The sequence below is a fragment of the Nocardiopsis sp. CA-288880 genome (assembly GCF_050955985.1).
GTDB lineage: Bacteria > Actinomycetota > Actinomycetes > Streptosporangiales > Streptosporangiaceae > Nocardiopsis > Nocardiopsis tropica.
Genome location: NZ_CP192105.1, coordinates 4,553,371 through 4,576,813, shown reverse-complemented (window position 1 = coordinate 4,576,813; position 23,443 = coordinate 4,553,371). Strand labels below are relative to the sequence as shown.

The window sequence follows — 23,443 nt, the reverse complement described above, 5'->3', positions numbered from 1 at the left end:
GAACGTGGCCTTAACTTCCTAACACCCCGCCTGGCCGCAGAGAAGGTCCGGCCATCCCTCTTATCTGAAATTCCCTTGAAGCTCGTTAACGGACTCGATCAAAGAGGAGACAGTCAATGCACATAACCTGCCACGAAGTCCTCGTTCCCAGCACGGACTCCGGGTTCAACGTGGTCGAACGCAAGGGCATCGGCCACCCCGACTCGCTCGCTGACCTCATCGCGGAGGAGTTCTCCCGCCGCTACTCACTTCACGGACTCGACCGGTTCGGAGCGGTTCCGAACCACTGGGTGGACAAGGTCGCCCTGGTCGGCGCAGAGGCTGAGATCGTTTTCGGCCGCTACACGGTTCACAAGCCCATCAGCGCGTACCTGTTCGGCAAGGTGACGCGTTCAGTGGGTGACCGGTCTATCCCGATCGAGGGCATGTTTCGGGCGGTGGTCGAGGACGTCCTGGCCGAGGCGACCGGTAGTGAGGACATCGTCCGTTCCGTGCGCAGCTTCGTGGAGAACACCGCTGGCGTAGGCGCGGACCACCTCGCCTCGTTCTACCGTCCCTCCGCTGGCGACGAGTGCCGTGTTCCGGGTGGCGGCGCGCTGGCCAACGACACGGCCTTCTGTAGCGCCTACGCCCCTGCCGATCCCTTGGACGTCCTGGCAGTCGACGTGGAGAACCACGTCAACGGTTCCTCCTTCAAGGACGGGCTCGACGGCCTCGGTTCCGACGTCAAGGTGATGCTGGTCCGGTCGGGGAGCGTGTTGGAGGTGACGGTTTGCCTTCCGGTGCGCCCCGAGGCGGTCGGCTCGCACCGTGAGTACACGGCCCTGGTAGCCGAGGCGTATGGCCGCCTCGACGCCTTCATCAACGAGCATCCGATTGTCCGGCGGCAACCGTGGCTGACCCGGTTGAGCGTCAACACCAAGGACCACGGCCGTAACGCCTACCTGGCACCCTTTGGGACCTCGCTGGGCAAGGGCGATTGCGGGCTTGTCGGGCGCGGCAACAAGGCCAACGGCGTCATCTCCGCCAGCGGCGGTGCGGGAGTGGAGGCCCTGGCCGGGAAGAACCCCATGCACCACACCGGCAAGCTGTACACGCTGGCCGCTGCACGTCTGGCGGACCGAATCCACGCCAAGCTCGGTGTGCCCAACGAGGTCGTGCTCGTGTCGCGCAACGGCGATCGCCTGGAGGACCCGTCGTTCGTGGGCGTTCGACTGGCACCGCGTGACAGCCGTCTCGAACGCGATGCCGTCGAGGAGCTAACCATCGCGACTCTGGCCGAGCTTCCGCTGCTTTCCGAGCGCCTGCTCGCGCTGTCCCCGATGGATCGCTTCCACGACCCGTCGCTGGTCCTGGAGGTGTGAGCCGATGGCGAACATCGACCTGGCCGAGCGCAGCGTCGTTCTGGTCACCCTGGACTCGTGTCGCTACGACGTCGCGGCGAGCGCGCACACCCCGAATCTGGTGAAACTCGGCCCACTACTGAAGGCCGAGAGCCCGGGAACCTACACGCTCCCCGCCCACGCTGCCTTGTTCAACGGCTTCCTGCCCCGGCCGGTCTCAGGGCCCCTCACACTCGGCGAAAACAGCGTGGAGTCGATCTGGCGTTCGGCCGTCGCCCGACCCTCGAATCGCCATGCCGCCGTTCCCTTCGACGGGCCCACGCTGATGGCGCACTACAGCGGGAAGGGCTACCGGGTGGTGGGCGCTGGGGGCGTCACCTTCTTCGACTCCTCGGATCCGGCCAACGGCCTGCCGAGGTTGTTCCCGGAGTTCCACTACTTCGGACGGGCCTCCCGCGCCCCGGCCACTCCAGAGGCCCGTGTCGCCGAGCGCGGCAAAGACCTCCCGTTGGCCCACACCCGGACGCTTGCGGACCTGTGTCTGAAGGCCGCACGGTTCTTCCTGTTCGTCAACTGCTCCAGCACGCACATCCCCTACACGACCCCGTTCAGCCCTCTCACCGAACGGAACAGGGGCCTTCTTCGACGCCTCTACCAGCTGCACGACTCCCAGCAAGACGCTTCCGACGATGACCTCCTGACCGCTGAAGACATCGGAGTACTCCTGGACATGCAGAGGCGCGCCCTGGAGTGGGCCGACACCCGCTTGGGCGACCTGTTCTCACGGCTGAGCACACGACGCCCATTGGTGGTGGTCTGCGCCGACCACGGCGAGGAGTTCGGAGAGGGCAGCAGGTTCGGCCACGCACACCCGCATCCGACGGTCGCCACGGTGCCCCTGTGGTGCGGCGTGTTGGGCGGGGGATAAGCCGTGGCCGTCCTCCAACCCTGGTTCACGCATCCTGCACTCATCACGGCTTCCTCCGAGGGTGTCAGGACACGGTTGGGCGTCTCTCCCAACCACGCGTCCTTCCGCGCCGGCGTCCTTCGAACCCATCTACTCACCGCGCTTTTGGCCTACAGGGCCGCACAGCATCTCGGTGTCCGTACACGGGTAGCGGTCCGGTGGGACGACAGCGACAGCCTGCGCAGCCGCGACGAACACCGACCACGGCTTCTCCGAGAGCTCACACGGGTGGCTCAGATACCGGTCGAGGAAGAACAGCGGGTCTTCCGCCAGAGCCAGAGAGGAGACCGGTACCAGCAGGCCTTACAGCGGCTGGATATCCAAGGTCTCCTAGTGACGCGCCGAGGACTTCCCTGCCTCGATGTGGCGGCCGTGGACCGGCTCATGACCGCGCAGGGTGCCTGTCCAGGGGCTCTGGTTGCCTCCGTGGCCGTGAACGCAACCACGGCCCTCACTCCCGCACAAGAAACGATCCCACTCATGCGAAGTGACGGACGGGCACTATGGCACCTGGCCACGGTCGTGGACGACATCGAACAGCGCACGACCCTGATCGTCCGGGGCACCGACAAGCGCGACGCCACACCCGCCCAGGTCCGCCTGTACTGGGCCCTAGCCGGAGGAAGACACCCTCCAGTCCACCTGTTCCTCCCCAAACTACTGGAACCGGGGCCTGTCGTACCTCGCATCGCTGACCTTCTCGGACAAGGCATCAGGCCTTCGACGCTGCGTTACTTCTTCACGGAGCCGTACCTGGACCAGCCTCAGCCAACTATTCGACCGGTCGGCTTCTCGGCCCTGGTGGGCCAGGTCCGTACGGTTCTTCCCCGGCACGGGGACAGCCTTCTGGACGAACGACGTCTACGGTCTTTGGACCGGAAGGTGTCTGTCACCCTCACTCCAGAGGTGGCCAAACAGGAACTGGATGACCGCTGTCCGGGGGCATCCCCGCGCATCACCGCGTGGATCACCCGGTGCTACCCGCGGCCGCTGTCCCAACAGGTCCGGCTGTGCCGGGCACTCACCGACATCGAGATCAACCATGAACCGCCTCCCGACCAGGCGGAGGAGGCGTGCCGGTGGTTGAACGCCTGGACATGCGGTGTGGCGGAGGGCCCGCCCCCTGTTCCGGTGCGCTGGGTGCTCACCGGGCAGCGGAACGGGCCCCGGGTCTCGGAAATCCTGGAGGTCTTTCCTCCTGAGCTGGTGGCTTCGCGCCTGTTTTCGGCCCGTCAGGAGCTGAGCCGCTCCAACGCCGCGCGCAGGCGCTTCAGTGTGCGCTCCCGACCCAGCAGCTCCAATGATTCGAACAGGGGAAGTCCGACCGTACGCCCGGTCACCGCCACCCGTACAGGCGCCTGAGCTTTGCCGAGCTTGAGCCCTTGGGCGGCCCCGGCCTGCTCAAGGGCTCCCTTGAGGGTTTCAGCGTCCCAGGACAGGCTCTCGTCGGAGAAGGCCGCGATCGACGCGGTGAGCATTTCCGCGCCGATCCCGGGCTTCATGGCCTTGGACCAGCTCTTCTCGTCGAAGACCGGGGTGTCCAGGAACAGGAAGTCCACGTTCGGCACGATCTCGCTGAGCACCGTCAGGCGGCTCTGCGCCAACGGGGCGATAACGGCGAACACGTCCGGGTCGAAGTCCTCCGCGCGCCAGGGCACTCCCTCGCCTTCAAGGTAGGGGGCGCACCGTTCGGCGAACTCGTCTGCCTCCAGGGCGCGGATGTAGTCGCCGTTGAAGGCCCGCAGCTTCTTCTCGTCGAAGAACGCAGGGGAGGAATTGACGTCGGCCAGGTCGAAGAGCGGGATCATCTCCTCGATCGGCATGATCTCGCGGTCCTCACCGGGAGCCCATCCCAGCAGCATCAGGTAGTTGACCATGGCCTCGGGGAGGTAGCCCTCGGCCTGGTAGGACTCCATGGCGACCTTGTCACGCCGCTTGGACAGCTTCTGGCGCTTGTCGTTCACCAGCACCGGGGCGTGCGCCCATACCGGCGGGGTGTGTCCCAGCGCCTCCCACAGCAACTGCTGCTTGGGAGCGTTGGACAGGTGCTCCTCGCCCCGGATGACGTGTGTGATGCCCATCTCGACGTCGTCCACCACGTTCGCCAGGACGAACAGGGCGGTGCCGTCACCGCGGGCGATGACGAAGTCCTCCAGGGCCTCGTGCGGGAACTCCACCCGGCCCCGGATCCGGTCCTCGACCACGGCCGGTCCGCCCTCGGGGATGCGGAAACGCAGCGCCCGCCTGGGCCCGGCCTCCAGACCGCGGTCCCGGCAGAACCCGTCGTAGCCCAGGTTGGGGTTGTCCCGCCGGGCCTGGACCTGCTCGCGGGCGCAGTCGCAGTAGTAGGCCAGCCCTTCCTTCAACAGGCGCTGGGCGGCCTCGGTGTGCTTGTCCGCGTAATCGGTCTGGGAGTAGGGACCCTCGTACTGGGTAGCGTTCACGCCCATCCACGCCATCGCCGCCAGAATGCCCTCGGTCCACTCGGGACGGGAGCGGGCGGCGTCGGTGTCCTCGATCCGCAGCACCATGGTGCCGCCGGATTGTCGCGCGACCACCCAGTTCAGCAGCAGCGACCGGGCATTGCCCACGTGGAACATACCGGTCGGGGAAGGCGCGAACCTGGTGCGAATCGAGGTCTCAGTCACACGGGGGATCCTATCCCCGAGAATGCCGCCCCTGCTCAGTTGTCGTCACTTCGCCCTGTCGGGGACTTCGGGTGTGATCCGGGGACACTCCAGTCGCCACGGTCTTCCCGGCAGGGCCGCTGCCCGAAAGGCGCCCACCGCCGGTCGGCGGCCTTCACCCCCGGTGGTGCCATTCCAGCCAGGCGCCGTGCGGGTGGTAGTCGCCCAGTACGACCTCGGTGCGGGCCCGGCCGCTCTCCAGGTCGGTGAACCGCAGTCGCGGCTCCTCGCCGGGTTCGGCGCGCAGCCACAGGATGCGCCTGCGCGCCGAGAGCCTGTGCAGCAGGTCCCGGTGCTCGGCGCGCGCCCGGGACGTGAAGTGCGCGGTGACGGCGGTGTGGTAGACGCACACCACCGCGTCCGCGGGAGCCTGTTCGAGGAGGGCGGGCAGGTGCTGGGAGGCGGTGCCCCGGTGGAGGGTCGGGAGCTCCCCGGTACGGGCGGCGGCGAACGCGGTGTCCAGACGGGCCGCGCGGTCGGGGTGGTCCGGCCAGACGAGGGACCGCAGCCAGGTGCGGTCCTCGGCGTCGGCCAGGTTGAGGGGGTTGAGGTCGATCCCGGCACGCCAGGCGATCTCGGGGCCGCCGTCGAGCGGGGGGCGGTGGGGCCCGCGCAGTTCGCTGGTCAGGAGGAGGGGGGAGTCGGGCGCGCCGGCGGTGGCCCCGTCTCCGTAGGAGTAGGCGTAGCGGTCCGGGACCAGGGTGAGTCCGGCGGAGGGACCGATCTCGATCGCGGCGAGCGGCGCGCCGGCGTGGCGGCGGACGGCGGTCAGGGCCGGGTAGAGGTAGGAGCACCGGCCGACCTCGTGGGTCTGGACCAGGCGGGTGGTGACGGTCTCCGCGATCCGGTCGCGGTGCCGGGTGAGGAACGCCCGCAGGTCGGGCCACGGGTCGTCGACCCGCGGGTCGGGGGCCGGCCGCCCGGTGAGGGCGGGGTAGAAGCGGGCCAGCGCGTGGCCGGGGTCTCGGCGGGCGAGCAGGTACTGCACCGCGCCCAGCAGCAGGGAGGGCGGGTTCTGGCCGTCGGCGGCCCGGGAGGCCAGGTCCAGGGCGTGGGGGTCGGTGGCGCAGGCGGCGGCCATGGCCGCGTGGACGGGCGCGTACCCGCCGCCGGCGCGGCGCTCGGCGATGTCGGTGAAGGCCGCGGCCACCGCGGCGGCGCGGTCGGTGCCGGGCGCGGTCAACGGACCTCCTCCAGCGGGTGGCGGCCGTGCTCGAGGTAGACGGTGGTGCCGGACGCCCGGGCGGCCAGGGCCGCGGTGGCGCGGCGGGCCACGTGGGCGGGCAGCAGGTCGCCGAGGCGCTCGGGTTCCACCCACGCCCAGCCCGACAGTTCGTCCGGGGGGAGGCGCGGTTCGGCGCCCTCGGGCAGGTGGGCGGTGAACAGCCACTGGAGGGCGGCGGTGCGCTCGCCGGAGGGCGGGACCCAGTCGACGGCGGCCAGGTGCGTCACGGTGGCCCGGACGCCGAGTTCCTCGGCCAGTTCGCGGCGGCACGCGGCCAGCGGGGACTCGCCGTGTTCGACGATGCCGCCGGGGAGGCCCCAGGGCCGGTCGGGCTTGTAGGCGCGCTCCACCAGCAGTACCTGTCCGCCGGGGGCGAGGACGAGCGCGCCGGCCGCGCCCCGGGTGGCGGGCAGGCGCGCGTAGAACTGCCGCTCTGCTGCGGTGTCGTGGCTCACCAGGCTGAGCCTAGACGAGCCGTCCCCGGGCCGGTGGCCGTGGACCGCCGGGGAGCGCGGCACCGACCGCGGTCCGCTGTTCGACGTCGTGGTGGCGTTGGACCGGCCCGACCGAGCGCGGGCGCCGAGCGTCGGCGGTGTCTCCTTCGAGGCCCGGGAGCTGCCGCGGCGATCGAAGGAGGCCGACCCGCTGTTCGCCTTCGTGCTCTCCGGCGGCGAACCGGAGCCCGCCCCGACCTGCAACAGCGAGATCTTCCGCGCGCAGCGCGCCCGGGTCCTGTCGGAAGGCCTCTGCCCTATTCTCGACGCCATGGCCGACGACCGGCCGGTGGCCCGGATCCTGGACCGTGAGGAAACCCCGTATGAGTGACCACGACCTGTTGGCGGGACTCGACGGCGAGCGCCGGGCCTCGGGGGACAGCACCGGCCGTGGAGGCGTCGTCCGCGAGCACGCGGCGGACGGCTCCGAGCGCCGGATCGTCTACGCGCGCTGCGCCCCCGGTGAACTCGACGGGGTCATCCGGGAGGAGGCCGACCTCGCGCGCCGGACGGCCTACACCCTGGAGTGGAAGGTCTACGGCCACGACACCCCCGCGGACCTGGGCGAGCGGCTCACCGCCGCGGGTTTCGAGCCCGAGGACCGGGAGAGCGTGCTGGCGCTGGCGGTGGACGGGGCCGACCCGGCGGCCTTCGACCCGCAGGGGCGCGACATCCGGCGCGTCGTGGACGAGCGGGGCCTGGACGACTACGCCGAGATCGCCGCCGCCCTCGGCCGGCGCGACGTGGAGCAGGAGCGGCGCAGGCTCGCCGAGGGGCTGCGGAGCGCACCGGAGGCGATGAGCATCCACATCGCCTACGAGGACGGCCGCCCCGCGGCCTGCGGCCGGATCCACCTGCGGCCGGGCGGCCCCTACGCCGAGCTGGCGGGCGGGCGCACCCGGCCCGAGCACCGCAAGCGGGGCCTGTTCACCGCGCTGGTCGGCAGCAGGCTGGGGGAGGCGCGGGAGCGGGGGCGCACCCACGTCCTGGTCGACGCCCTGCCGACCTCGGAGCCCACGCTGCGCAGGCGCGGTTTCGAGCCGGTGACCTGGACTCGGCCCTACGTCTACGACCCCGGCGCCTGAAGGCCGGCAGGGATGCGGAAGGGGGACGCGTGAGCACCGACGTCGCCGTGGTGGGGAGCGGGCCCAACGGCCTGGCCGCAGCGGTCACCATGGCCCGGGCGGGCCTGTCCGTGGCCGTGTACGAGGCGGCGGAGGACATCGGCGGCGGCCTGCGCACCTCGCCGCTGTTCCGTGACGACGTGGTGCACGACCTCTGCTCGGCCGTGCACCCGATGGCGGCGGCGTCCGCGTTCTTCCGCGAGTTCGACCTGGCGGCCCGGGGCGTGGAGCTGCTCACGCCGCGGATCAGCTACGCCCACCCGCTGGAGGGCGGCCGGGCGGCGCTCGCCCACCACGACCTGGACGCCGCCTGCGCGGGCCTGGGCCGTGACGGGCGCGCCTGGCGGGCGCTGATGGAACCGCTGCTGGAGCACAGCCGCGCGGTGGTGGACTTCGCACTGGGCCGGCAGCGCAGCCTCCCCGCGGACCTGCGCGCCCCGCTGCTGCTGGGGCTGGGCATGCTGCGCCACGGCACCCCGTTGGCCCGGCACGCCTTCGCGGGTCCGGAGGCCGCGGCGCTGCTCGCGGGGGTGGGCGCCCACGTGGTCGGTCGCATGCCCACGCCCTCCTCGGCCGCGGTCGCCCTCCTGCTGGGCCACCTCGCCCACGGCTCCGGCTGGCCGGTCCCGCGTGGCGGGAGCGCGCGGATCGCCGAGGCGATGGCGGCCGACGTCCGGGCCCACGGCGGAACCCTCGCCACCGGGCAGCGGATCGACGACCTCGGGCAGGTCCGAGGCGCGCGGGCCGTGTTCCTGGACCTGTCCCCGAAGGAGTTCCTGAGGATCGCGGGCCCGCTGCTGCCCGGCGCCTACCGCGCGGGCCTGCGCGCCTTCCGGTACGGCCCCGGGGCCGCCAAGGTCGACTTCCTCACCTCTGAGCCGATCCCCTGGGCGAACCCGGAGGTGGGGGCGGCGGGGACGGTCCACCTCGGGGGCCGCCAGGGGACCGTGTTCAGGCAGGAGTCCCTGGTGGCCCGGGGCAGGCCGGGGGAGGCGCCGTTCGTCCTGGTCGTGGACCCGGCCGCGGCCGACCCCGGGCGCGTCGGCGCCGGGGGGCACCGGCCGGTGTGGGCCTACGCGCACGTGCCCCACGGGGACCCCGCCGACCCCGCCGAGCTCGTGACCGCCCGCATCGAGCGGTACGCGCCCGGTTTCGCCGACACCGTGGTGGCGCGGAGCTCCCGGAGCGCGGCCGACCTGGAGCGGTACAACCCCAACTACGTGGGCGGCGACATCGCCTCCGGTGCGATGACCCTCCGGCAGACGCTGCTGCGGCCCGTGCCCCGCTGGGACCCGCACCGCACCCCTGTGCGCGGCGTCTACCTGTGCTCGGCGTCCGCCCCGCCCGGACCCGGTGTGCACGGCATGGGGGGCTACCTGGCCGCCAGGTCGGCGCTGCGCCGCGAGTTCGGCGTGCGCACGCCTCCGGCGCTGTCGCCGGCGCCCCCGGGGTAGGGCGTGGCCGTACGAGCCCGGCCGGGGGCGGCCGGACCGCACCCGTGCTCACGTGCCGCCGGTGACCTCCTGTCCGCGATCACCGGCGGAACCGGGAACGGTACGCCCCGGGGGCCGTGCCCCGGGCGCGTCTGAAGGCACGGCTGAAGGCGTGCGGCGAGGCGTAGCCGACCGCGCCGGAGATCGACTCGACCGGCTCGTCGGTGTCGCGGAGCCGGACGGACGCCAGGTCGATGCGCCACTGCGTCACGTACGCGCCCGGCGTCTGTCCGAGGGCGGACCGGAAACGCCTGGACAGCGTCGCCCGGGAGACGCTCGTCGCGGCGGCCAGGGCCTCCGTGGTCCAGGGGTGCTCCGGTCGGGCGTGGACGCATGCCAGGGCGTCGCGCACGACCGGATCGCGCATCGCCCCCAGCCATGAGCCGGACCGCTCCTCCGGGTGGCGGGCCAGCCAGGCGCGGACGAACTGGACGAGCAGGAGGTCGACGATGCTGTTCACGGCGGCGGCGGTGCCGATCTGCGGCTGTGCGAGCTCCTCGGCGAGAAGTTCGGCGGTCCTTCCGAACTGCGTGTTCTGGCGGGCTGTGACGTGCATCGGCCGGGCGAGGGAGGTGAGTACCGGGGTGCTCACCTCCGGGTCCTGTCCGTAGTGCAGGACGATCACCTCCGTCCGTGCCGGCGCCGAGCCCAGCCGCAGGGCTCGGCCGTCGCCGAAAGACCGGGCCGCCGCCTCACGGTCGCAGGAACCCATGGCCACGCCGGCGCCGCCGGCTATCCCGTGTGCGGTGCCCGGCGGCACCAGGACGGCGTCCCCGGCCTGCACCTGCAGAGGCTTCCCGCCTGCGGTGTGCAGCCACATCGTGCCCCGGGAGACCACGTGCAGTGCCGCTCCCGGCGAGGAGTCCAGCCACAGGCCCCAGGTCCCTCCGGCCTTCACCACGACCCCGAGCGCCCCACGCGCACCCGAGACACGCAAGACCTCCGTCAACACGTCCATGGGTCCATTCTCGTCCGCGCCGCGGACCGCCCGTCGGCGGGCGGTGGCGCACGTGCCCTCGTCCGCAGCCTCAGGCCACGTCGAGAACGACCTTTCCGTGCACCTTCCGCGCGAACAGCGCCTGGACGGCGTCGTCCACGTCCCGCCAGTTGCCTCGCAGCCCGACCGGCGCCGAGAGCCTTCCGGCGGCCATGAGGTCCAGCAAGTCCGTCAGTTCCCCGCTGGTCGGTGTCATGTCGCCGTAGGTGGTGATGCTGCGGGGTTCGCCGAAGCCGAACAGGACCCCCGGCGGGAACGTGGTCTCCTGCCCCGAGGAGTAACCGACCAGGTGGATGGTGCCGCCCTCGGCGGGCGAGTTCCACGCCCGGGCCACCAGCGGCCCGCCGACCGTGTCCAGGACGAGGTCGAACCGGTCCCCGGTCCCGGCCAGGTCGGTCAGGACCTGGTCGGCGCCGAGTTCGCGCAGTCCGGCGGCCCGGTCCGGCGAACCGACGAGTGCCGTCACCCGGGCGCCCGCCAGCGCCGCCAGCTGGACGGCGAAGTGCCCCACGCCCCCGCTGGCGCCGGTGACCAGGACGTCGCGCGCCAGCAGGGAACGCTTGCGCAGCACCCGGAACGCGGTGACTCCGGCGATCCCCAGCGCGGCGGCGTCGGCCAGGTCCACGCCCTCGGGAACGGTACCGAGTGAGGCGGGGCCGACCGCCACACGCTCCGCCCACGCGTGGGGGGTCATTCCCAGGGCGACGCGCGTACCCTCGGGCGGCCCCGAGCCGTCGGACGCGGCGCGCACCACGACGCCGGCCGCGTCGTGACCGTGCACGGCGCCGGCCGGCCACTGGTGCACGTAGTTCAGCTCTCCGAAGTTGAGGCCGATGTGCCGTATCTCCACCAGCGCCTCACCGGTGGACGGTACGGGCTCATCGACATCGGCGAACCGGATGGGACCGGCCTCGCCGTGAGCGACCACGAGGGCGCGCATAGGGTGTGTTTCCTTCTGTCGTCAATACGTCGGAATTCTCGGCGCGGCAATGGGTCGAATGCATAAATACCGCACTGCCGACTTCTTGAAATCCTACGCAGGACCGGGGCGGCGGCCAGCCCCGGGAGAATCAATCAGTTGACGATCTGTGTCAGGGCGACTCGCGGCGCGACGAGCCCTGTGTCCCTCCGGCGGACGGCGCTGTGAGGGGCGAGGGACGGCCGGACGGCCCGGCGCGGCCGGTCTCCGGGCATACGTCCGGCGCCGGTGCTCCGTCGCAGTGAATTCCGTTATTGACTGAGACAACGCGTTTATCGGTCGCCGGTCCACGGAATTCCGACATTCCGAACCGAAAAGCAATCACCGCTGTCGCTGTCCGTCCACACCCGCCTGTAGCGAGGCCACGGGGCCGGGTGCGGCGACTCACCGGACTGCTGTGCGGCTCACCGCGGCTTCGGGAGAACCGGACCGTGTGCGGGTGCCGCACGCCTCGGGCGTCGGCGCGTGCGCGTACGGTTCCGCGGGCGCCCCTGCGGCGACGGGCCGACCGTCCCGGCGGCGACAAGCGCGCAGCGCGCCCCTCAGGCGTGGTCGTGCGCCGCAGGCACCGCGCCGACCTCCTCGCCCTCGCCCAGCACGACGAACTGGCCCATCATCCCGTCGTCCTCGTGCTGCAACAGGTGGCAGTGGTACATGTACGGCATGTCCGGATCGGTGTGGTCGCCGAAGCGCATCGCCAGCCGGTAGCGCCTGTCCTGGGCCACCATGACCGTGTCCTTCCACCCCCGCAGGTGGGGCGGCGGGGTCTCGCCGTCGACCGTCAGGACCTGGAACTGGACGTCGTGGACGTGGAAGTTGTGCAGGTAGCCGTTGTCGTTGGTCACCTCCCACACCTCCACCGTGCCCTCGCGGACGCCGAAGTCGATGCGGTCCATCGCCATCGAGCGGTCGTTGATCCGGTCCGAGGCGAGCAGGAAGGAGCGCTCCTGCGCCACCTCCTCGGCGGCCAGGTCCGGCGCTGGGCCGAGCGCCGCGGGGACCTCGGTGTCGTCGGACAGGGTGTCGGCGGCCCTGAACCGGCAGATGTCGAGCAGGTCCGCGAAGCCGTCGAGCCTCCCCGACGCCCCGCCGTACTCCGGGGAGGGGTAGGAGCGCAGCTCGACGGTCTCGCCGGGTTCGAAGGCCACGACGATCTCCGCCCGCTCGCCCGGCGACAGGTGCAGGCGGTCGGTCTCCCACGGCTCGGCGAGCAGGCCGCCGTCGGTGGCCACGAGCGAGAAGGCCCGGTCGTCCGAGAAACCGAAGTTGTACAGGCGGGCGTTGGACCCGTTGAGCAGTCGCAGCCGCACGAGCCCGGTCGTGACGTCGAAGTACGGGCCCAGCGTGCCGTTGACGAGGATCTCATCACCGATCACGCCCAGCGAGCCCGCCAGCGGGATCCTTTCCTCGAACTGGTTGTCCCGGTCGAACGCGCGGTCCTGGACGATCATCGGGATGTCGTCGACGCCGTACTCCGAGGGCAGGTTCAGCGCGTCGGTCGCGTCGTCGTCGACGATGAACAGCCCGGTCAGGCCCCGGTAGGTGTGGTCACCGGTCGCCCCGTGCACGTGGGGGTGGTACCAGAGCGTCGCCGCCCGCTGGTCGATCCTCCACCGCGGCTCCCACGTGGCGCCGGGGGCGACGGTCTGGTGCGGTCCGCCGTCCATGGCCGCGGGCAGGTGCATGCCGTGCCAGTGGAGCGAGGTCTCCCGGTCCAGTTCGTTGCGCACCGCGAAGGCGACCTCCTCGCCGCGCCGGGCGCGGACCGTGGGGCCGAGGTAGGTGCCGTTCACGCCCCAGGTGTGGGTGGCCGCCCCCTCCTTGAACGCCGTCTCGCCCGACCGGAGGGCGAGCGTGAACACCCGGGTCCCCGCCTCGCCGGGCGCGGCCTCGGCCAGGGGAGGGATGGCCAGCGCCGAGTCGAAGCCGATCCTCCCGACGGTGTCCCGCTTCGCGGCGGCGTAGTAGACGCCGAGGCCGCCCCCGGCGAGGGCGAACGCCCCGCCGATGCCGATACCGAGGACCTTGAGAGCTGTGCGACGTTCCATGGGACGAACATCCCGCGGGACGGGGCGCCGTCGCGTCGGCGATACCTACGTAGACGGTTCTCCCCGGGCCCCGGAGCCCCGGAGCCCCGGAGGACAGGGTGCGGGCCGACGCGACGATGCCCCGGCCAGCGAGCACACGGACACCTGCGTGGCCGCCGGCCCGGCCGTCCCCCGGCCGACGACGACCGGTCCCTGGTGCGGAACCCGGTCGGCCGGAAGTCCGGCGGCCTGTGTCCGTCGGTGTTCCCGTGAGCGCAGGCGCTGACGTCCTCGCGGCCGTCGACATGCGTCAGGGGCCGGGGCGGCGTCCGCGGCGGGCGAGGACGGCGTGGAGCGCGGCCAGGCACGACGCGAGCAGCAGGAGCGCCGCACTGCCGAGGAGCGCGGCCGGCAGGCCCCGGAGGGCGAGCAGGCCGCTGGTGGCGATGACGCCGAGCGAGTTCGCCGTGCGCAGGAAGGCGAACATCTCCGCACGGCGTCCGGGCGGGGCGAGTCCGTCGACGACCAGCGAGTAGAACGTCCCCAGGAGCGGCAGGAAGAACCCCAGGACCGCCGCTCCCGCGAGGGTCAGGGCGATGTGCCCTCCGGCGAGGATCACGCCGGAGGCCGCGGTGCTCATCACGAGGAAGAAGGCGACCTTCCAGCGCTCCGGCACACGGTTGCGGAGGCTGACCCAGACGCCGCCGGTCACGGCGCCGACGCACAGGACCGAGGCGAACAGGAACGCCCAGCCCGGGGCGAGCCCGAAGGAGAGGGCGAACGACACGGCGCCGACCTCGACGGCCGCGACCGCTGCGCCCCCCGCGGCCGCGCAGAACAGCCAGAGGAGCACTTCGGCGGGGATCCGTTCGCCCGTGCCGCTCGGTTGGCCGTCCTGGGGTCCGCGCGCCTGCGGAATCGGGGGCAGCAGGAGCATGGGCCCCACTCCGAGCACGGTGATCGCCGCCATCGCCCCGACGGGCGAGACCGCGCCGAGCAGGGACGCGAGCACGGGGGACAGCACGAAGTTGATCTCGTTGAGCGTCGCGGCCACGCCCAGTGCCCGGGGCAGCCGGTCCGGGGAGACCAGGTAGTTGAGGAGGAGCCGCTGGTAGCCGTAGGCGGCTCCGTTGACGAGGCCCGCGGCGACGACCGCGGCGACGAGGAACGCGAACGGGGCACCCACGGCCGCCAGCACGGTGACCGCGGCGAGGGCGATCGTGCGCACGGCGATCAGGGCCCGGAGGTAGTGCACACCGTTGAACCGTCTGCCCAGGCGCGAGACGGGGACGGCGCCCAGGACCTGGGCCGTGGTCATGGCGAAGACCATCGTGGCGCCGGACTCGACCGAGCCGGTGAGGGGGAGGGCCACCAGGCCGAAGGCGATGGGCGCGGCGGCCTGCGGCACGCCGAGGGTGCCATAGGCGAGCTGCCATCGTAGGATTCTGGCCCCGGCCCGCGGCGTACCCGTCTTCCGGAGCGGGGGAGTCACGTGCTTGAGGGTCATTCGCGCCTCTCACCTTCGTCTGTGCACACGGCGGACGGGCCGGCCCGGCAACCGAACAAGCATGTGTGAGCATTATAGTGCTCATCTTGGAGTCGTCCCGAGACACCGGCTGAGGAGCGCATGACCGAGCAGATCCGTCCCGAGGTGGTCGTCCTCCTCGGCAACCGCATCCGCGCGGTACGGCAGGGCAAGGACCTGAGCGTGGTGAAGCTCGCCGAACTCAGCGGTGTGAGCCGGCGGATGCTCACGCAGATCGAACTGGGCCAGGCCAACCCGAGCATCGCGACGGTCGACAGGATCGCCTCCGCGCTGGGCACGACCTTCCCGGCGCTCGCCGGCGTGCTGGGGGAGGGCCCGCCCGAGGGGGTAGAGGTGTGGTCGACGCCGAACGGGAGTTGGGCGAGCCTCCTGCAGGCGGTCCAGACGAGCCAGGTGTTCGTCGAGATGTGGAAGTGGCATCTGGTCGGGGGCGACCGCTACCACGTCTCTCCCGCCGCGGGCGCACCCGAGACCATGGCCCACGTCCTCCAGGGCCAGCTTCTCGTCCGGTCCGGCTCGTCGGACCTGCGCGTCGACGCAGGGGGATCGGCGCGGATCGGGAACACCGCGGACCACACGTTCGAGGCGGGCACCGACGTCGCCGTCTTCCTCGGGGTGGTGACGATGCCCCGCCTGTGACGGCCCACCGGCATCCCCGCCGCTCGGACGGCTGTCACCTCCACCGCGCCCGACACCCGCGCCGCCCGGGACCGGGCGGCGCGCCCCGGGGAACACACGCACCGGGGGCGCCCGCCCCCGCGGCGGCCTCCGTCGAGGACCGGTCCGACGCCTTCTCCGTCCCGAGCGGAGGAACCAGCCCTACGCGGAAGCGGTCAGGTCGGGCAGATCCTTGAGCTGTCGGCGGGAGGTGAGCCCCAGCTTGCGGAAGATGTTGCGCAGATGGGCGTCGACGGTGCGCGGGCTGATGAACAGCCGGGCCGCCACCTCGTTGGACGTCGCGCCGGTGGCGACCAGGCGGGCGATGTGGAGTTCCTGCATCGTGAGCCGGTCCCGGGTGTGCCCGGAGCGGCTGCGGGCCGTCTCGCCCGTGGCCCGCAGCTCGTCGGCGGCCCGCCGGGCGAACGCCTCCAACCCCGCGCCGGAGAGCAGCGCGTGCGCCGTGCGCAGGTGCGGGCGGCAGTCCCGGCGGCGCCCCTCGCGCCGCAGCCACTCCCCGTACAGGAGGTGGGCCCTGGCCCGGTAGGGGAGCAGCGGACTGTCCGCGAGGAGTGCGACGGCCTCCCGGTAGTCGTCCTCGGCGCCGCTCACCAGTCCCCGGGCGTAGGCCGCCACGCCCAGGCCCGTCGCCGTCCCGCTCGCCCGGGTCCGTTCGGTCAGCGACGCCAGCGCCTCGGCCGCAGCCTCGCGCTCGCCGCACCGCACGGCGGCCTCCACCAGCTCGGGCAGGGAGAACCCGGCGATGAAGAGGTCCCCGTGGGCGACGGCCCGCCGGGCCTCCGCCAGCGCGGCCCGGTAGTCGGCCAGGCCGTTGTGCAGCACCGCCCCGGCCCAGTGGACGTTGGCGACCAGCTGCCCCACGCCCTGCGTCGCCGCCGCTGCCGTGGCGGTCCCGAACAGCGCGAACGCCTCCTCGCGGCGGCCGCGCATCGCCGCCAGGTGCAACCGGTGGTAGGTGATCGAGGGGGCGCCGGTCGCGTCGGCGATCGCCTCCTCCTCCGCGATCGCGGCCATCGCCCGGTCCAGGTCGCCCGCCAGCGCGGCGCCGGAGGCCGCCTGCGCCAGACCGAGGCGCAGCACGAGCGGCGACCCCGACGCGCGGCCGTTCTTCATCAGCCACTCGATGATCGTCGCGTGGGTGTGCGGGTCCCACAGCTCGGCCGCCAGCGTGACCGCGAGCGCCGGGTGCCGGGTCCACAGCGCCTCGCCGGCTCCGTCGAGGGCCTCGCGGACGAGGGGGACCGCCGCGCGGTGCCCCCGGGCGGCCAGCACGGTCAGCGCGTCCAGGACGTCGGGCCCGTGCGGGGGCGGCGCGGAGTCCCGCGCCGCGTCCAGGACCGTGTCCATCACACCGCTCGCCTGGCCGACGAGCAGGCCCATCTCCAGCGCCTCCAGGTAGCACTCACGGGACCGGGCGGGGTCCAGGGGCGCGAGCCGGCGTGCGGCGCGCAGCATGAACACCGGGCCGTCGCCGTCGCCCGGGCGCACGAAGGCGATCTGCCCCCGCAGCAGGTCGGCCTCGGCGTTCCGGAGCTCGTCCGGGCCCGAGCCGTCCACGGCCGTGAGCAGCCGCGCGGCCCGGTCGGCGTCGCCTGCGGAGAGCGCGGCCCGCGCCGCCGCGAGGGTCCGTCCGATCCGCCGGTCGGCGTCCAGCGTCAGCTCCGCCGCACGTTCGAGGAACGCCGCGGCGGCCACGGCTCCGCCACGGGCCTCGGCGCGCGACGCCGAGCGCTCCAGGTCGTCGGCGACGCCGTCGTCGGGTCCCGCGCTCGCCTGGGCGCGGTGCCAGGCGCGCCGGTCCGGGTCCGCGACCGGGTCGGTGACCTCGGCGAGTGTGCGGTGGGCCAGCAGGAGCTCGTCCGCCTCGGCGGACCGGTAGACCGCCGTCCGGGCCAGCGGGTGGTAGAAGCGGATGCGGGTGCCGAACTCCACGAGCCCGGTGGCGGAGGCGGCGGCGCTGACGGTCGGCAGGTCGATGCCCAGCCGCTGCGCGGCCGGCCACAGCAGCCCGGGGTCGCCCGTCGGGTCGGCGCTCGCGACCGTCAGCAGCCGCCGCGCCCCGGCGGACAGGCCGGCCAGCGCCTCCCGGAAGCCCAGCTCGACACGGGTCGTCACCGAGGACGCCTCCGGCGGCGCGAAACCGCCGGCCCTGGGCAGGGCGAGCAGCGCCAGGGGGTTTCCGCGCGCCTCGGCCACGATCCGCTCCCGGACCTGCTCGTCCAGCACCTCGTGGCTCAGCGACGCGAGCAGCGTCCGGGCGTCGGCGTCGGCCAGCCCCTCGACGGTCAGGCCCGGCAGGTCGTCCAGCTCCCCGGCCGGGCAGGGCAGCCGCACCCCGAACACCAGGGCGACCGGTTCGGCGGCGACCCGGCGCGCGAGGAAGGCCAGGACCCTGGTCGAGGCCGCGTCCAGCCACTGGGCGTCCTCGACCAGGCACAGCAGCGGGCGCTCCCGCGCCGCGGCCGCCAGCAGCCCCAGGGCCGCCAGTCCGACACGGAACACGTCGGGGGTTCCCGTCGCGGTCCCGAACGCGACCAGGAGGGGGTCGCGGTGCTGGTCGGGCAGCTCGTCGAGGTGTCCCAGCACCGGCAGGCACAGCTGGTGCAGGGCGGCGAACGGCAGTTCCGCCTCGTACTGGGACCCGGACACGCGGACGACCCGGAACCCGGAGGCGGCGTCGCGGGCGTGGTCCAGCAGGGCGCTCTTGCCGATGCCCGCCTCGCCGCGCAGGACCAGCGCTCCGCCCCGGCCCGCCCGTGCGGACCCGGTCAGCTCCCCGAGGCGGTCGCTCTCGTGCCGCCGGCCGACGAGTGAACCGGGAGGGGGAGCTGGCGTTCGCATGGCACGTACGTTAGCAAGGGTGCGAATCCGGACGGGTCGGTCGGAACGTCGCTCTCCCGGCGGCCGGGACGCTGCGGCCTCCGGGCCCGCCCCCTGCCGTAGCGCCCGCAGGGGAGCGGCGGAGGGGGCGGGCGCACGCCCGGCCGTGCCGCCGGGGCGGATCACCCGCTAGGACATCCGGAAACCCGCGGGCCCTCGCACCGTGTCGGCGAGCTCCTCGATCCGGGCGGCGGACACGGGCACACCGGGCGCCTGCTGGACCCAGGCCACGAATTCCGTGGGGGTGAGGCCGGCCGGCGGCCGGCCCACGTACGGGAGGGCGTACAACGGGGTGTTGGGTTCGCTGCGCCAGCTGTCGGCCAGTGTGCCGAGGTCCACCGTGTCGAAGCCCAGGACGTCCAGCAGGTCGGCCACCTCCTTCTTGGCCTCCGGGTCGTCGCCGGAGAGCGGCACCGCGGTGCGGTCGGGGGCCCCGACCGGGCGGAACAGCTCCAACAACTGCTTGGGGCCGATGTTGTGCAGCGCCTTCACCACCCGGGCGTCCGCGAGGTGGCGCTGCACCAGTTCGCTGGAGGTCAGCTCTCCGCTGTCGAGTTCCGGCACGGCGAAGCCGGGGTACAGCGCGTAGTTCATCGGGTCGATCACGGTCTTGCCGACGAGCTCCGCCCGGGGCAGCCGCTCGTGGGCGGCCAGCGGCACGGAGGCGATGACCAGGTCACCGGCGCTCGCCGCTTCGGCCGGGGTGGCCGCACGGGCCCGCCCGCCGAGCTCCGCGACGGGACCGGCCAGCGTCCCGGGACCGCGTGAGTTGCTCAGGACGACGTTCAGGCCTGCGTCGACGGCGCGGCGGGCGGCCCCGAGGCCGACCATGCCGGTGCCGATGACGCCGAGGGTCGTGGTGCTCACTCTGTATTCTCCGTTCGCGTCTTCCGCGCGTCGCGGCCTCCGGCGGACGGGAGGACCGCTCCGGCGGGCTCGTATCCATCACAGCCTGAGCGGGCTACGCGAACAATGACCAGAAACGCCCGGCAGCGATCACATCATGTGATAGATCAGGCAGATGGAACTGAGGGCGCTGCAGTACTTCGTGACCGTCGCCGAGGAGCTGCACTTCGGGCGTGCGGCGCAACGGCTGGGCATAGTGCAGCCCGCGGTGAGCCAGCAGATCGCCAGGCTCGAACGCGAGCTCGGAGCGGGCCTGCTCGACCGCACCTCGCGCCGGGTACGGCTCACCCCGGCGGGCGAACGGGTGCTCGCCGAGGCCCGTAGGACCCTCGCCGCGGCGGCCCGCGTGCGGGTGGCCGCCGGAGAACCGGCGGCCGTCCTGCGGATCGGGGTCGCGTCCTGCGTCACCCGACGGCTCGACCGGGCGTTGGGCCGCCTCGGGGACGGCGAACGCCCCGCCGAGCCGAAACTGGTCGACCTGCCGGTGCCCGCGCGACTCGACGCCGTCCGCGACGGCGAGCTGGACCTCGCACTGGTGCGGGGCGCGTTCACCTCCGCGGCGATGACGGTCGTGCGCGCCTGGTCCGAGCCGCTGCACGCCGTGCTCGCGCGTGAGCACCCCGCCGCCGGCAGGCCCGCGGTGAGCCTGCACGACCTCGATCCGCGCGGCCTGCGGGTTCCCGCCCGCGCCGGTGACCCGCCGATGCACGACGCGATCCTCGCCGCCCTGCCCGTGGCCCCGCTGCGGCCGCCTGCCGGGGACGTGCTCAACGTGCTGTTCGAGGTGGGCCGGGACCCCGGGGGCTGGACGCTGATGCCGGCCGAGCAGTTCGACGGGACCCGCTCCGAGCGGCTGCTCCAGGTGCCGCTCGACCCTCCGGTGACCGTCGACGGCCACGTCGTCACCTCACCGGCCACCCCGGAGCCGTGCGTGGCGTCGTACGTGGCCGCGTTCGCGGATTGAACCCCCGCCCGGGTGAGCGGGTCTTGCGGGAAGGCACGGCCGCGTCCCGCCCCGAGCCGGCGGCGACACGCTGAGCTCGTCCGCCCCCTGCCGCCGAACCTGCCGCCGAAGCGGGGGCGGCCCGCCCCGCCCGGCCCGGCCGTCGGCCGCTGATTTCCGCCGCCCCGGGGAGAAGCGGGCCGGGACGGAGCTGCCCACCCCGGCCCGGACCCGCCGGGGGCCGGGAACCTCCGCCCGCGCCCGCCCCGCCCGTGCGCCGACGCAGGCTCAGGTGACCAGCCCGTGCCGGTAGGCGTAGACCACCGCCTGGACCCGGTCGCGCAGGCCGAGCTTGGCCAGGATCCGCGAGACGAACGTCTTCACCGTCTCCTGGCTGATGAACAGGGCCGCGGCGATCTCACCGTTGGACAGCCCGTCCGCGATCAGGCGCAGGACCTCCAGCTCGCGCGGTGTCAGCGGCACATCGGCCGGCTCGGCCCGGGAGGGCCGGATCCGGGTGGCGAACCTGCCGACCAGCCGGCGGGTGACGTCGGGGTCCAGCAGCGCCGCGCCCGAGGCCACGGTCCGGATCCCGTGCAGCAGCTGTCCGGGCGGCGCGTCCTTGAGCAGGAACCCGCTGGCGCCCGCGCGCAGCGCCTCGTAGACGTACTCGTCGAGGTTGAACGTCGTGACCACGAGGACCTTGACGGGGTGTTCCACCCCGGCTCCGGCCAGGCGCCGCGTGGCCCCGATGCCGTCGAGCACCGGCATGCGCACGTCCATCACCACGACGTCGGGGCGCAGCCGCTCGGCGAGCTCGACCGCCGCCCCGCCGTCCCCGCACTCGCCGACGGTCTCGAGGTCGGCCTGGGCGTCGATGATGGTGACCAGCCCGGTGCGGATCAGCACCTGGTCGTCGCAGACCAGGACCCGGATCGGCCCGCTCATGCCCGGCCGCCCGCCGGCGCGCGGGCGGGGATGCGCGCGTTCACGCCGAACCCCCCGCCCTCGCGCGGACCCGCGGTGAACTCGCCGCCCAGCACCTCGACGCGTTCGCGCAGGCCGGCCAGGCCGCGCCCGCCGCCCCCGGCCGGGAGGCCCGAAGGCCCGGAGCGGTCGGTGGTGACGTTCACGGTGATCTCCTCGGGGCGGTGGCGCACGCGGACGGTGGTGGGGCTGCCGTGCGCGTACTTGAGGGCGTTGGTCAGGGACTCCTGCACGACGCGGTGCGCGACGAGGTCGGCGCTGCCGCGCGAGGCGGCCGGGGCGCCCTCCTCGGTGAACTCCACCGGCTGCCCGGCCCTGCGGGTGCGCTCCACCACGGACAGCAGCCCTTCGTCGGACCCGGGCACGGGCGCGGAGTGGTCGGGGTCGAGGACGTCGAGCAGGTGGCGCATGTCGGTGATGGCCCGCCGACCGGTGTCGGTGACCGCGGTCAGGGTCTCGTCCAGCCGCTCGGGAGCGGCCGTCAGGTAGCGGGCCGCCTCGGCCTGCACGACCATCGCGGTCACGTGGTGGGTGACGACGTCGTGGAGCTCGCGGGCGATGCGGGTGCGTTCGGCGGTGCGGGTGGCCTCGGCGACGAAGCGGCGGCGTTCGGCCTCGGCGGCGCGGGTGGACCGCAGCCACGCCCCCGTCCCCCAGGCGAAGGCCAGCGTCGCGTAGAAAGCCAGGTAGGAGGGGAGGGACTCTCCCGCGCCGACCCGGGTCAACGCGACCGCCAGCACCACGTAGGCCGCCGAGCCCACCACCGCGGCGGTGGGCCGGTGCCGGTGGAGGTGGGCGCCGGCGCTCAACAGCGCGATGGGCAACGCGGTGCCCGCGACCAGGTGGTAGCCGCTCAGCTGGTCGAGGGCGAAGCCGCAGGCCACCACGGCCAGGGACAGGGCCGGCCACCGGCGCCGCACGGCCAGGGGCAGGCACTGCAGGGCGGCCGCGAGCAGTCCCAGGGCGTCGAAGGGGCGGTCCGCCACCCCGCCGAAATCGGTCCCGTAGCCGTGCGTCGACGGAATGAGGGAGACGGAGAGGAGCAGCAGGGCCAGGGGCAGGTCCTGGAGGGTGACGTCGAGCCGCCGCCACAGGTGGGAGAGCCGCTGGAGAGAGGTCACCGGGGAGGTGTGGCGGTGGTGGCGGGTCGCGCGTCACGCCGGCGGACGGGAACGATCCGGCCGCGGCGGCGGGCGATCCACATGAACACCACGGTGGCGATGACGCAGAACACCACGGAGTAGACGCTGCCCTCGGGGCCGAACCCGCCGCCGGTGATCAGGGTGTGGCCGGACATGGTGGCGTCCAGCAGCCCCGGGGGTGTGCCGTTGCCCGAGACCTCGGTGCCGAAGAGGGCGGATCCGGCGATGTTCCAGCCGAAGTGCAGGCCGATGGGCAGCCACAGGCTGCGGGTGGCGATGTAGGCGGCGGTGAGCATGCCGCCGGCCTCGATGGCGATGGCGATGGCGCCCCACAGGGTGGCGTGCGGGTTGGCCATGTGGACGAGGCCGAAGGCCAGGCCGGTCAGTCCGAGGGAGATCCAGGTGCCGGCGCGCTCCTCGATGATGCGGAACAGCACCCCGCGCCACATCAGTTCCTCGGTCACCGCGGCGGCGCCCATGAAGCCGACCAGGCCCAGGGCGCTCATCGGGGAGCCCAGACCGTGGACCTGGTAGCCGCCGAGGAAGGTGATGTTGGCGATGACCAGGGCGAACAGGCCGACCCCGAGGAGGGTGCCCCAGCTGGTGGCGGCGGTGGCGCCCTTCCAGGCCAGCTCGGTCACCTCGCGCTTCTCGGTGCGGCGCACCACCCACCGGTAGACGAACACCGAGATCACGACGGTGAGGAGGCCCAGGGCCAGGGTGAGCCAGGTGTTGTCCTGGACCGCGAAGGCCGCCTGTCCGCCGAGGAAGGCGACCGCGGCGACGGCCAGGAGCTGCCAGAGAAGTCTCATGGGGGTCTTTCATGACATCGGTGCGGCAGGGGAGCCGCGACTGGTGAGAACGCTACCGACCGGGGCGGGGCGAAGTCGTCACCATGGGGTGGACACCTGCGCGTAGCTCTTCCGGGGGACACGGGCCGGGGAGTATCCCGGCCCGGGCCGTCGGGCTCGCGGGCAAGGGGTGACGAACCGGGCCGCGCGGACCACTCCGGCGCGGTACGACCC

Annotated in this window: 19 protein-coding genes; 7 read left to right on the top strand and 12 right to left on the bottom strand. The window is 73.1% G+C overall.

Annotated features, from left to right (window positions below; all coding sequences use genetic code 11):
- The first annotated feature begins 170 nt into the window (after window positions 1-170).
- Both ACQPYD_RS20015 and ACQPYD_RS20010 read left to right on the top strand, forming a co-directional pair.
- Entirely contained in the window at window positions 171-1,364 is a 1,194-nt protein-coding gene (locus ACQPYD_RS20015) for a methionine adenosyltransferase (RefSeq protein ID WP_433697121.1), read from the top strand.
- A gap of 4 nt (window positions 1,365-1,368) precedes the next feature.
- Window positions 1,369-2,271, top strand: coding sequence for a sulfatase-like hydrolase/transferase (locus ACQPYD_RS20010; RefSeq protein ID WP_433697120.1), 903 nt, complete (start codon window positions 1,369-1,371; stop codon window positions 2,269-2,271).
- A 1,271-nt stretch (window positions 2,272-3,542) separates the two neighbouring features.
- Here ACQPYD_RS20010 and gltX read toward each other — a convergent pair.
- The 3 genes from gltX to ACQPYD_RS19995 form a co-directional block, all read right to left on the bottom strand.
- On the bottom strand, window positions 3,543-4,910 hold the full coding sequence (gltX, locus tag ACQPYD_RS20005; RefSeq protein WP_433702091.1) for a glutamate--tRNA ligase: 1,368 nt from the start codon (window positions 4,908-4,910) through the stop codon (window positions 3,543-3,545).
- Between the two features lie 202 nt (window positions 4,911-5,112).
- Window positions 5,113-6,180, bottom strand: a complete 1,068-nt coding sequence (locus ACQPYD_RS20000) for a DUF2332 domain-containing protein (protein ID WP_433697119.1) — start codon at window positions 6,178-6,180, stop codon at window positions 5,113-5,115.
- Complete coding sequence (locus ACQPYD_RS19995) at window positions 6,177-6,677, bottom strand: NUDIX domain-containing protein (RefSeq protein WP_433697118.1); 501 nt, start codon at window positions 6,675-6,677, stop codon at window positions 6,177-6,179. The genes ACQPYD_RS20000 and ACQPYD_RS19995 overlap by 4 nt, the downstream gene beginning before the upstream one ends.
- Between ACQPYD_RS19995 and ACQPYD_RS19990 the strand changes: the two genes are divergently transcribed.
- Genes ACQPYD_RS19990 through ACQPYD_RS19980 form a run of 3 tightly spaced genes read left to right on the top strand, consistent with a single transcriptional unit; the run spans window position 6,664 to window position 9,294 of the window.
- The gene (locus ACQPYD_RS19990) at window positions 6,664-7,047 is read left to right on the top strand and encodes a hypothetical protein (protein WP_433697117.1); all 384 of its coding nucleotides are present in this window, start codon (window positions 6,664-6,666) and stop codon (window positions 7,045-7,047) included. The two genes, ACQPYD_RS19995 and ACQPYD_RS19990, sit on opposite strands and share 14 nt — an antisense overlap.
- Window positions 7,040-7,801 carry a GNAT family N-acetyltransferase gene (locus ACQPYD_RS19985; protein WP_433697116.1) on the top strand — a complete coding sequence of 254 codons (762 nt, stop codon included), beginning with the start codon at window positions 7,040-7,042 and terminating at the stop codon, window positions 7,799-7,801. The genes ACQPYD_RS19990 and ACQPYD_RS19985 overlap by 8 nt, the downstream gene beginning before the upstream one ends.
- A gap of 29 nt (window positions 7,802-7,830) precedes the next feature.
- Entirely contained in the window at window positions 7,831-9,294 is a 1,464-nt protein-coding gene (locus tag ACQPYD_RS19980; RefSeq protein ID WP_433697115.1) for a phytoene desaturase family protein, read from the top strand.
- A 79-nt stretch (window positions 9,295-9,373) separates the two neighbouring features.
- Here the strand turns inward: ACQPYD_RS19980 and ACQPYD_RS19975 are convergent, their stop codons facing one another.
- From ACQPYD_RS19975 to ACQPYD_RS19960, 4 genes are all read right to left on the bottom strand, one after another.
- Window positions 9,374-10,291, bottom strand: a complete 918-nt coding sequence (locus ACQPYD_RS19975) for a cupin domain-containing protein (protein ID WP_433697114.1) — start codon at window positions 10,289-10,291, stop codon at window positions 9,374-9,376.
- Window positions 10,292-10,361: 70 nt separating this feature from the next.
- Window positions 10,362-11,270 carry a zinc-binding dehydrogenase gene (locus ACQPYD_RS19970; RefSeq protein WP_433697113.1) on the bottom strand — a complete coding sequence of 303 codons (909 nt, stop codon included), beginning with the start codon at window positions 11,268-11,270 and terminating at the stop codon, window positions 10,362-10,364.
- Between the two features lie 581 nt (window positions 11,271-11,851).
- Complete coding sequence (locus ACQPYD_RS19965; protein WP_433697112.1) at window positions 11,852-13,357, bottom strand: multicopper oxidase family protein; 1,506 nt, start codon at window positions 13,355-13,357, stop codon at window positions 11,852-11,854.
- A 289-nt stretch (window positions 13,358-13,646) separates the two neighbouring features.
- Window positions 13,647-14,843 (bottom strand): MFS transporter, encoded by a 1,197-nt coding sequence (locus ACQPYD_RS19960; protein ID WP_433697111.1) that lies wholly within the window; start codon window positions 14,841-14,843, stop codon window positions 13,647-13,649.
- 120 nt (window positions 14,844-14,963) lie between these two features.
- Here ACQPYD_RS19960 and ACQPYD_RS19955 point away from each other — a divergent pair, with 120 nt between their 5' ends.
- On the top strand, window positions 14,964-15,521 hold the full coding sequence (locus ACQPYD_RS19955; RefSeq protein WP_267945060.1) for a helix-turn-helix domain-containing protein: 558 nt from the start codon (window positions 14,964-14,966) through the stop codon (window positions 15,519-15,521).
- A gap of 180 nt (window positions 15,522-15,701) precedes the next feature.
- On the opposite strand, the gene ACQPYD_RS19950 is transcribed toward ACQPYD_RS19955, so the two are convergent.
- Both ACQPYD_RS19950 and ACQPYD_RS19945 read right to left on the bottom strand, forming a co-directional pair.
- Entirely contained in the window at window positions 15,702-18,401 is a 2,700-nt protein-coding gene (locus ACQPYD_RS19950; RefSeq protein ID WP_433697110.1) for an AAA family ATPase, read from the bottom strand.
- A gap of 168 nt (window positions 18,402-18,569) precedes the next feature.
- A complete protein-coding gene (locus tag ACQPYD_RS19945; RefSeq protein ID WP_433697109.1) occupies window positions 18,570-19,307 on the bottom strand; it encodes an NADPH-dependent F420 reductase in 738 nt (245 codons plus the stop codon).
- Between the two features lie 154 nt (window positions 19,308-19,461).
- On the opposite strand from ACQPYD_RS19945, the gene ACQPYD_RS19940 reads away from it, so the two are divergent.
- Window positions 19,462-20,310, top strand: coding sequence for a LysR family transcriptional regulator (locus tag ACQPYD_RS19940; RefSeq protein WP_433697108.1), 849 nt, complete (start codon window positions 19,462-19,464; stop codon window positions 20,308-20,310).
- A 267-nt stretch (window positions 20,311-20,577) separates the two neighbouring features.
- On the opposite strand, the gene ACQPYD_RS19935 is transcribed toward ACQPYD_RS19940, so the two are convergent.
- Genes ACQPYD_RS19935 through ACQPYD_RS19925 form a run of 3 tightly spaced genes read right to left on the bottom strand, consistent with a single transcriptional unit; the run spans window position 20,578 to window position 23,230 of the window.
- Window positions 20,578-21,237, bottom strand: coding sequence for a response regulator (locus ACQPYD_RS19935; protein ID WP_433697107.1), 660 nt, complete (start codon window positions 21,235-21,237; stop codon window positions 20,578-20,580).
- Window positions 21,234-22,397 (bottom strand): sensor histidine kinase, encoded by a 1,164-nt coding sequence (locus tag ACQPYD_RS19930; protein ID WP_433697106.1) that lies wholly within the window; start codon window positions 22,395-22,397, stop codon window positions 21,234-21,236. Before ACQPYD_RS19930 ends, ACQPYD_RS19935 begins: the two co-directional genes overlap by 4 nt.
- A complete protein-coding gene (locus ACQPYD_RS19925; RefSeq protein WP_433697105.1) occupies window positions 22,394-23,230 on the bottom strand; it encodes a lysostaphin resistance A-like protein in 837 nt (278 codons plus the stop codon). The genes ACQPYD_RS19930 and ACQPYD_RS19925 overlap by 4 nt, the downstream gene beginning before the upstream one ends.
- Window positions 23,231-23,443 lie beyond the last annotated feature (213 nt).

Coding starts and splice junctions, on each gene's coding strand:
- ACQPYD_RS19940 (WP_433697108.1), top strand. CDS start 19,462: ATGGAACTGAGGGCGCTGCAGTACTTCGTGACCGTCGCCGAGGAGCTG.
- ACQPYD_RS19965 (WP_433697112.1), bottom strand. CDS start 13,357: ATGGAACGTCGCACAGCTCTCAAGGTCCTCGGTATCGGCATCGGCGGG.
- ACQPYD_RS19975 (WP_433697114.1), bottom strand. CDS start 10,291: ATGGACGTGTTGACGGAGGTCTTGCGTGTCTCGGGTGCGCGTGGGGCG.
- ACQPYD_RS19925 (WP_433697105.1), bottom strand. CDS start 23,230: ATGAGACTTCTCTGGCAGCTCCTGGCCGTCGCCGCGGTCGCCTTCCTC.
- ACQPYD_RS19960 (WP_433697111.1), bottom strand. CDS start 14,843: ATGACCCTCAAGCACGTGACTCCCCCGCTCCGGAAGACGGGTACGCCG.
- ACQPYD_RS20010 (WP_433697120.1), top strand. CDS start 1,369: ATGGCGAACATCGACCTGGCCGAGCGCAGCGTCGTTCTGGTCACCCTG.
- gltX (WP_433702091.1), bottom strand. CDS start 4,910: ATGTTCCACGTGGGCAATGCCCGGTCGCTGCTGCTGAACTGGGTGGTC.
- ACQPYD_RS19955 (WP_267945060.1), top strand. CDS start 14,964: ATGACCGAGCAGATCCGTCCCGAGGTGGTCGTCCTCCTCGGCAACCGC.
- ACQPYD_RS19935 (WP_433697107.1), bottom strand. CDS start 21,237: ATGAGCGGGCCGATCCGGGTCCTGGTCTGCGACGACCAGGTGCTGATC.
- ACQPYD_RS19950 (WP_433697110.1), bottom strand. CDS start 18,401: ATGCGAACGCCAGCTCCCCCTCCCGGTTCACTCGTCGGCCGGCGGCAC.
- ACQPYD_RS19970 (WP_433697113.1), bottom strand. CDS start 11,270: ATGCGCGCCCTCGTGGTCGCTCACGGCGAGGCCGGTCCCATCCGGTTC.
- ACQPYD_RS19985 (WP_433697116.1), top strand. CDS start 7,040: ATGAGTGACCACGACCTGTTGGCGGGACTCGACGGCGAGCGCCGGGCC.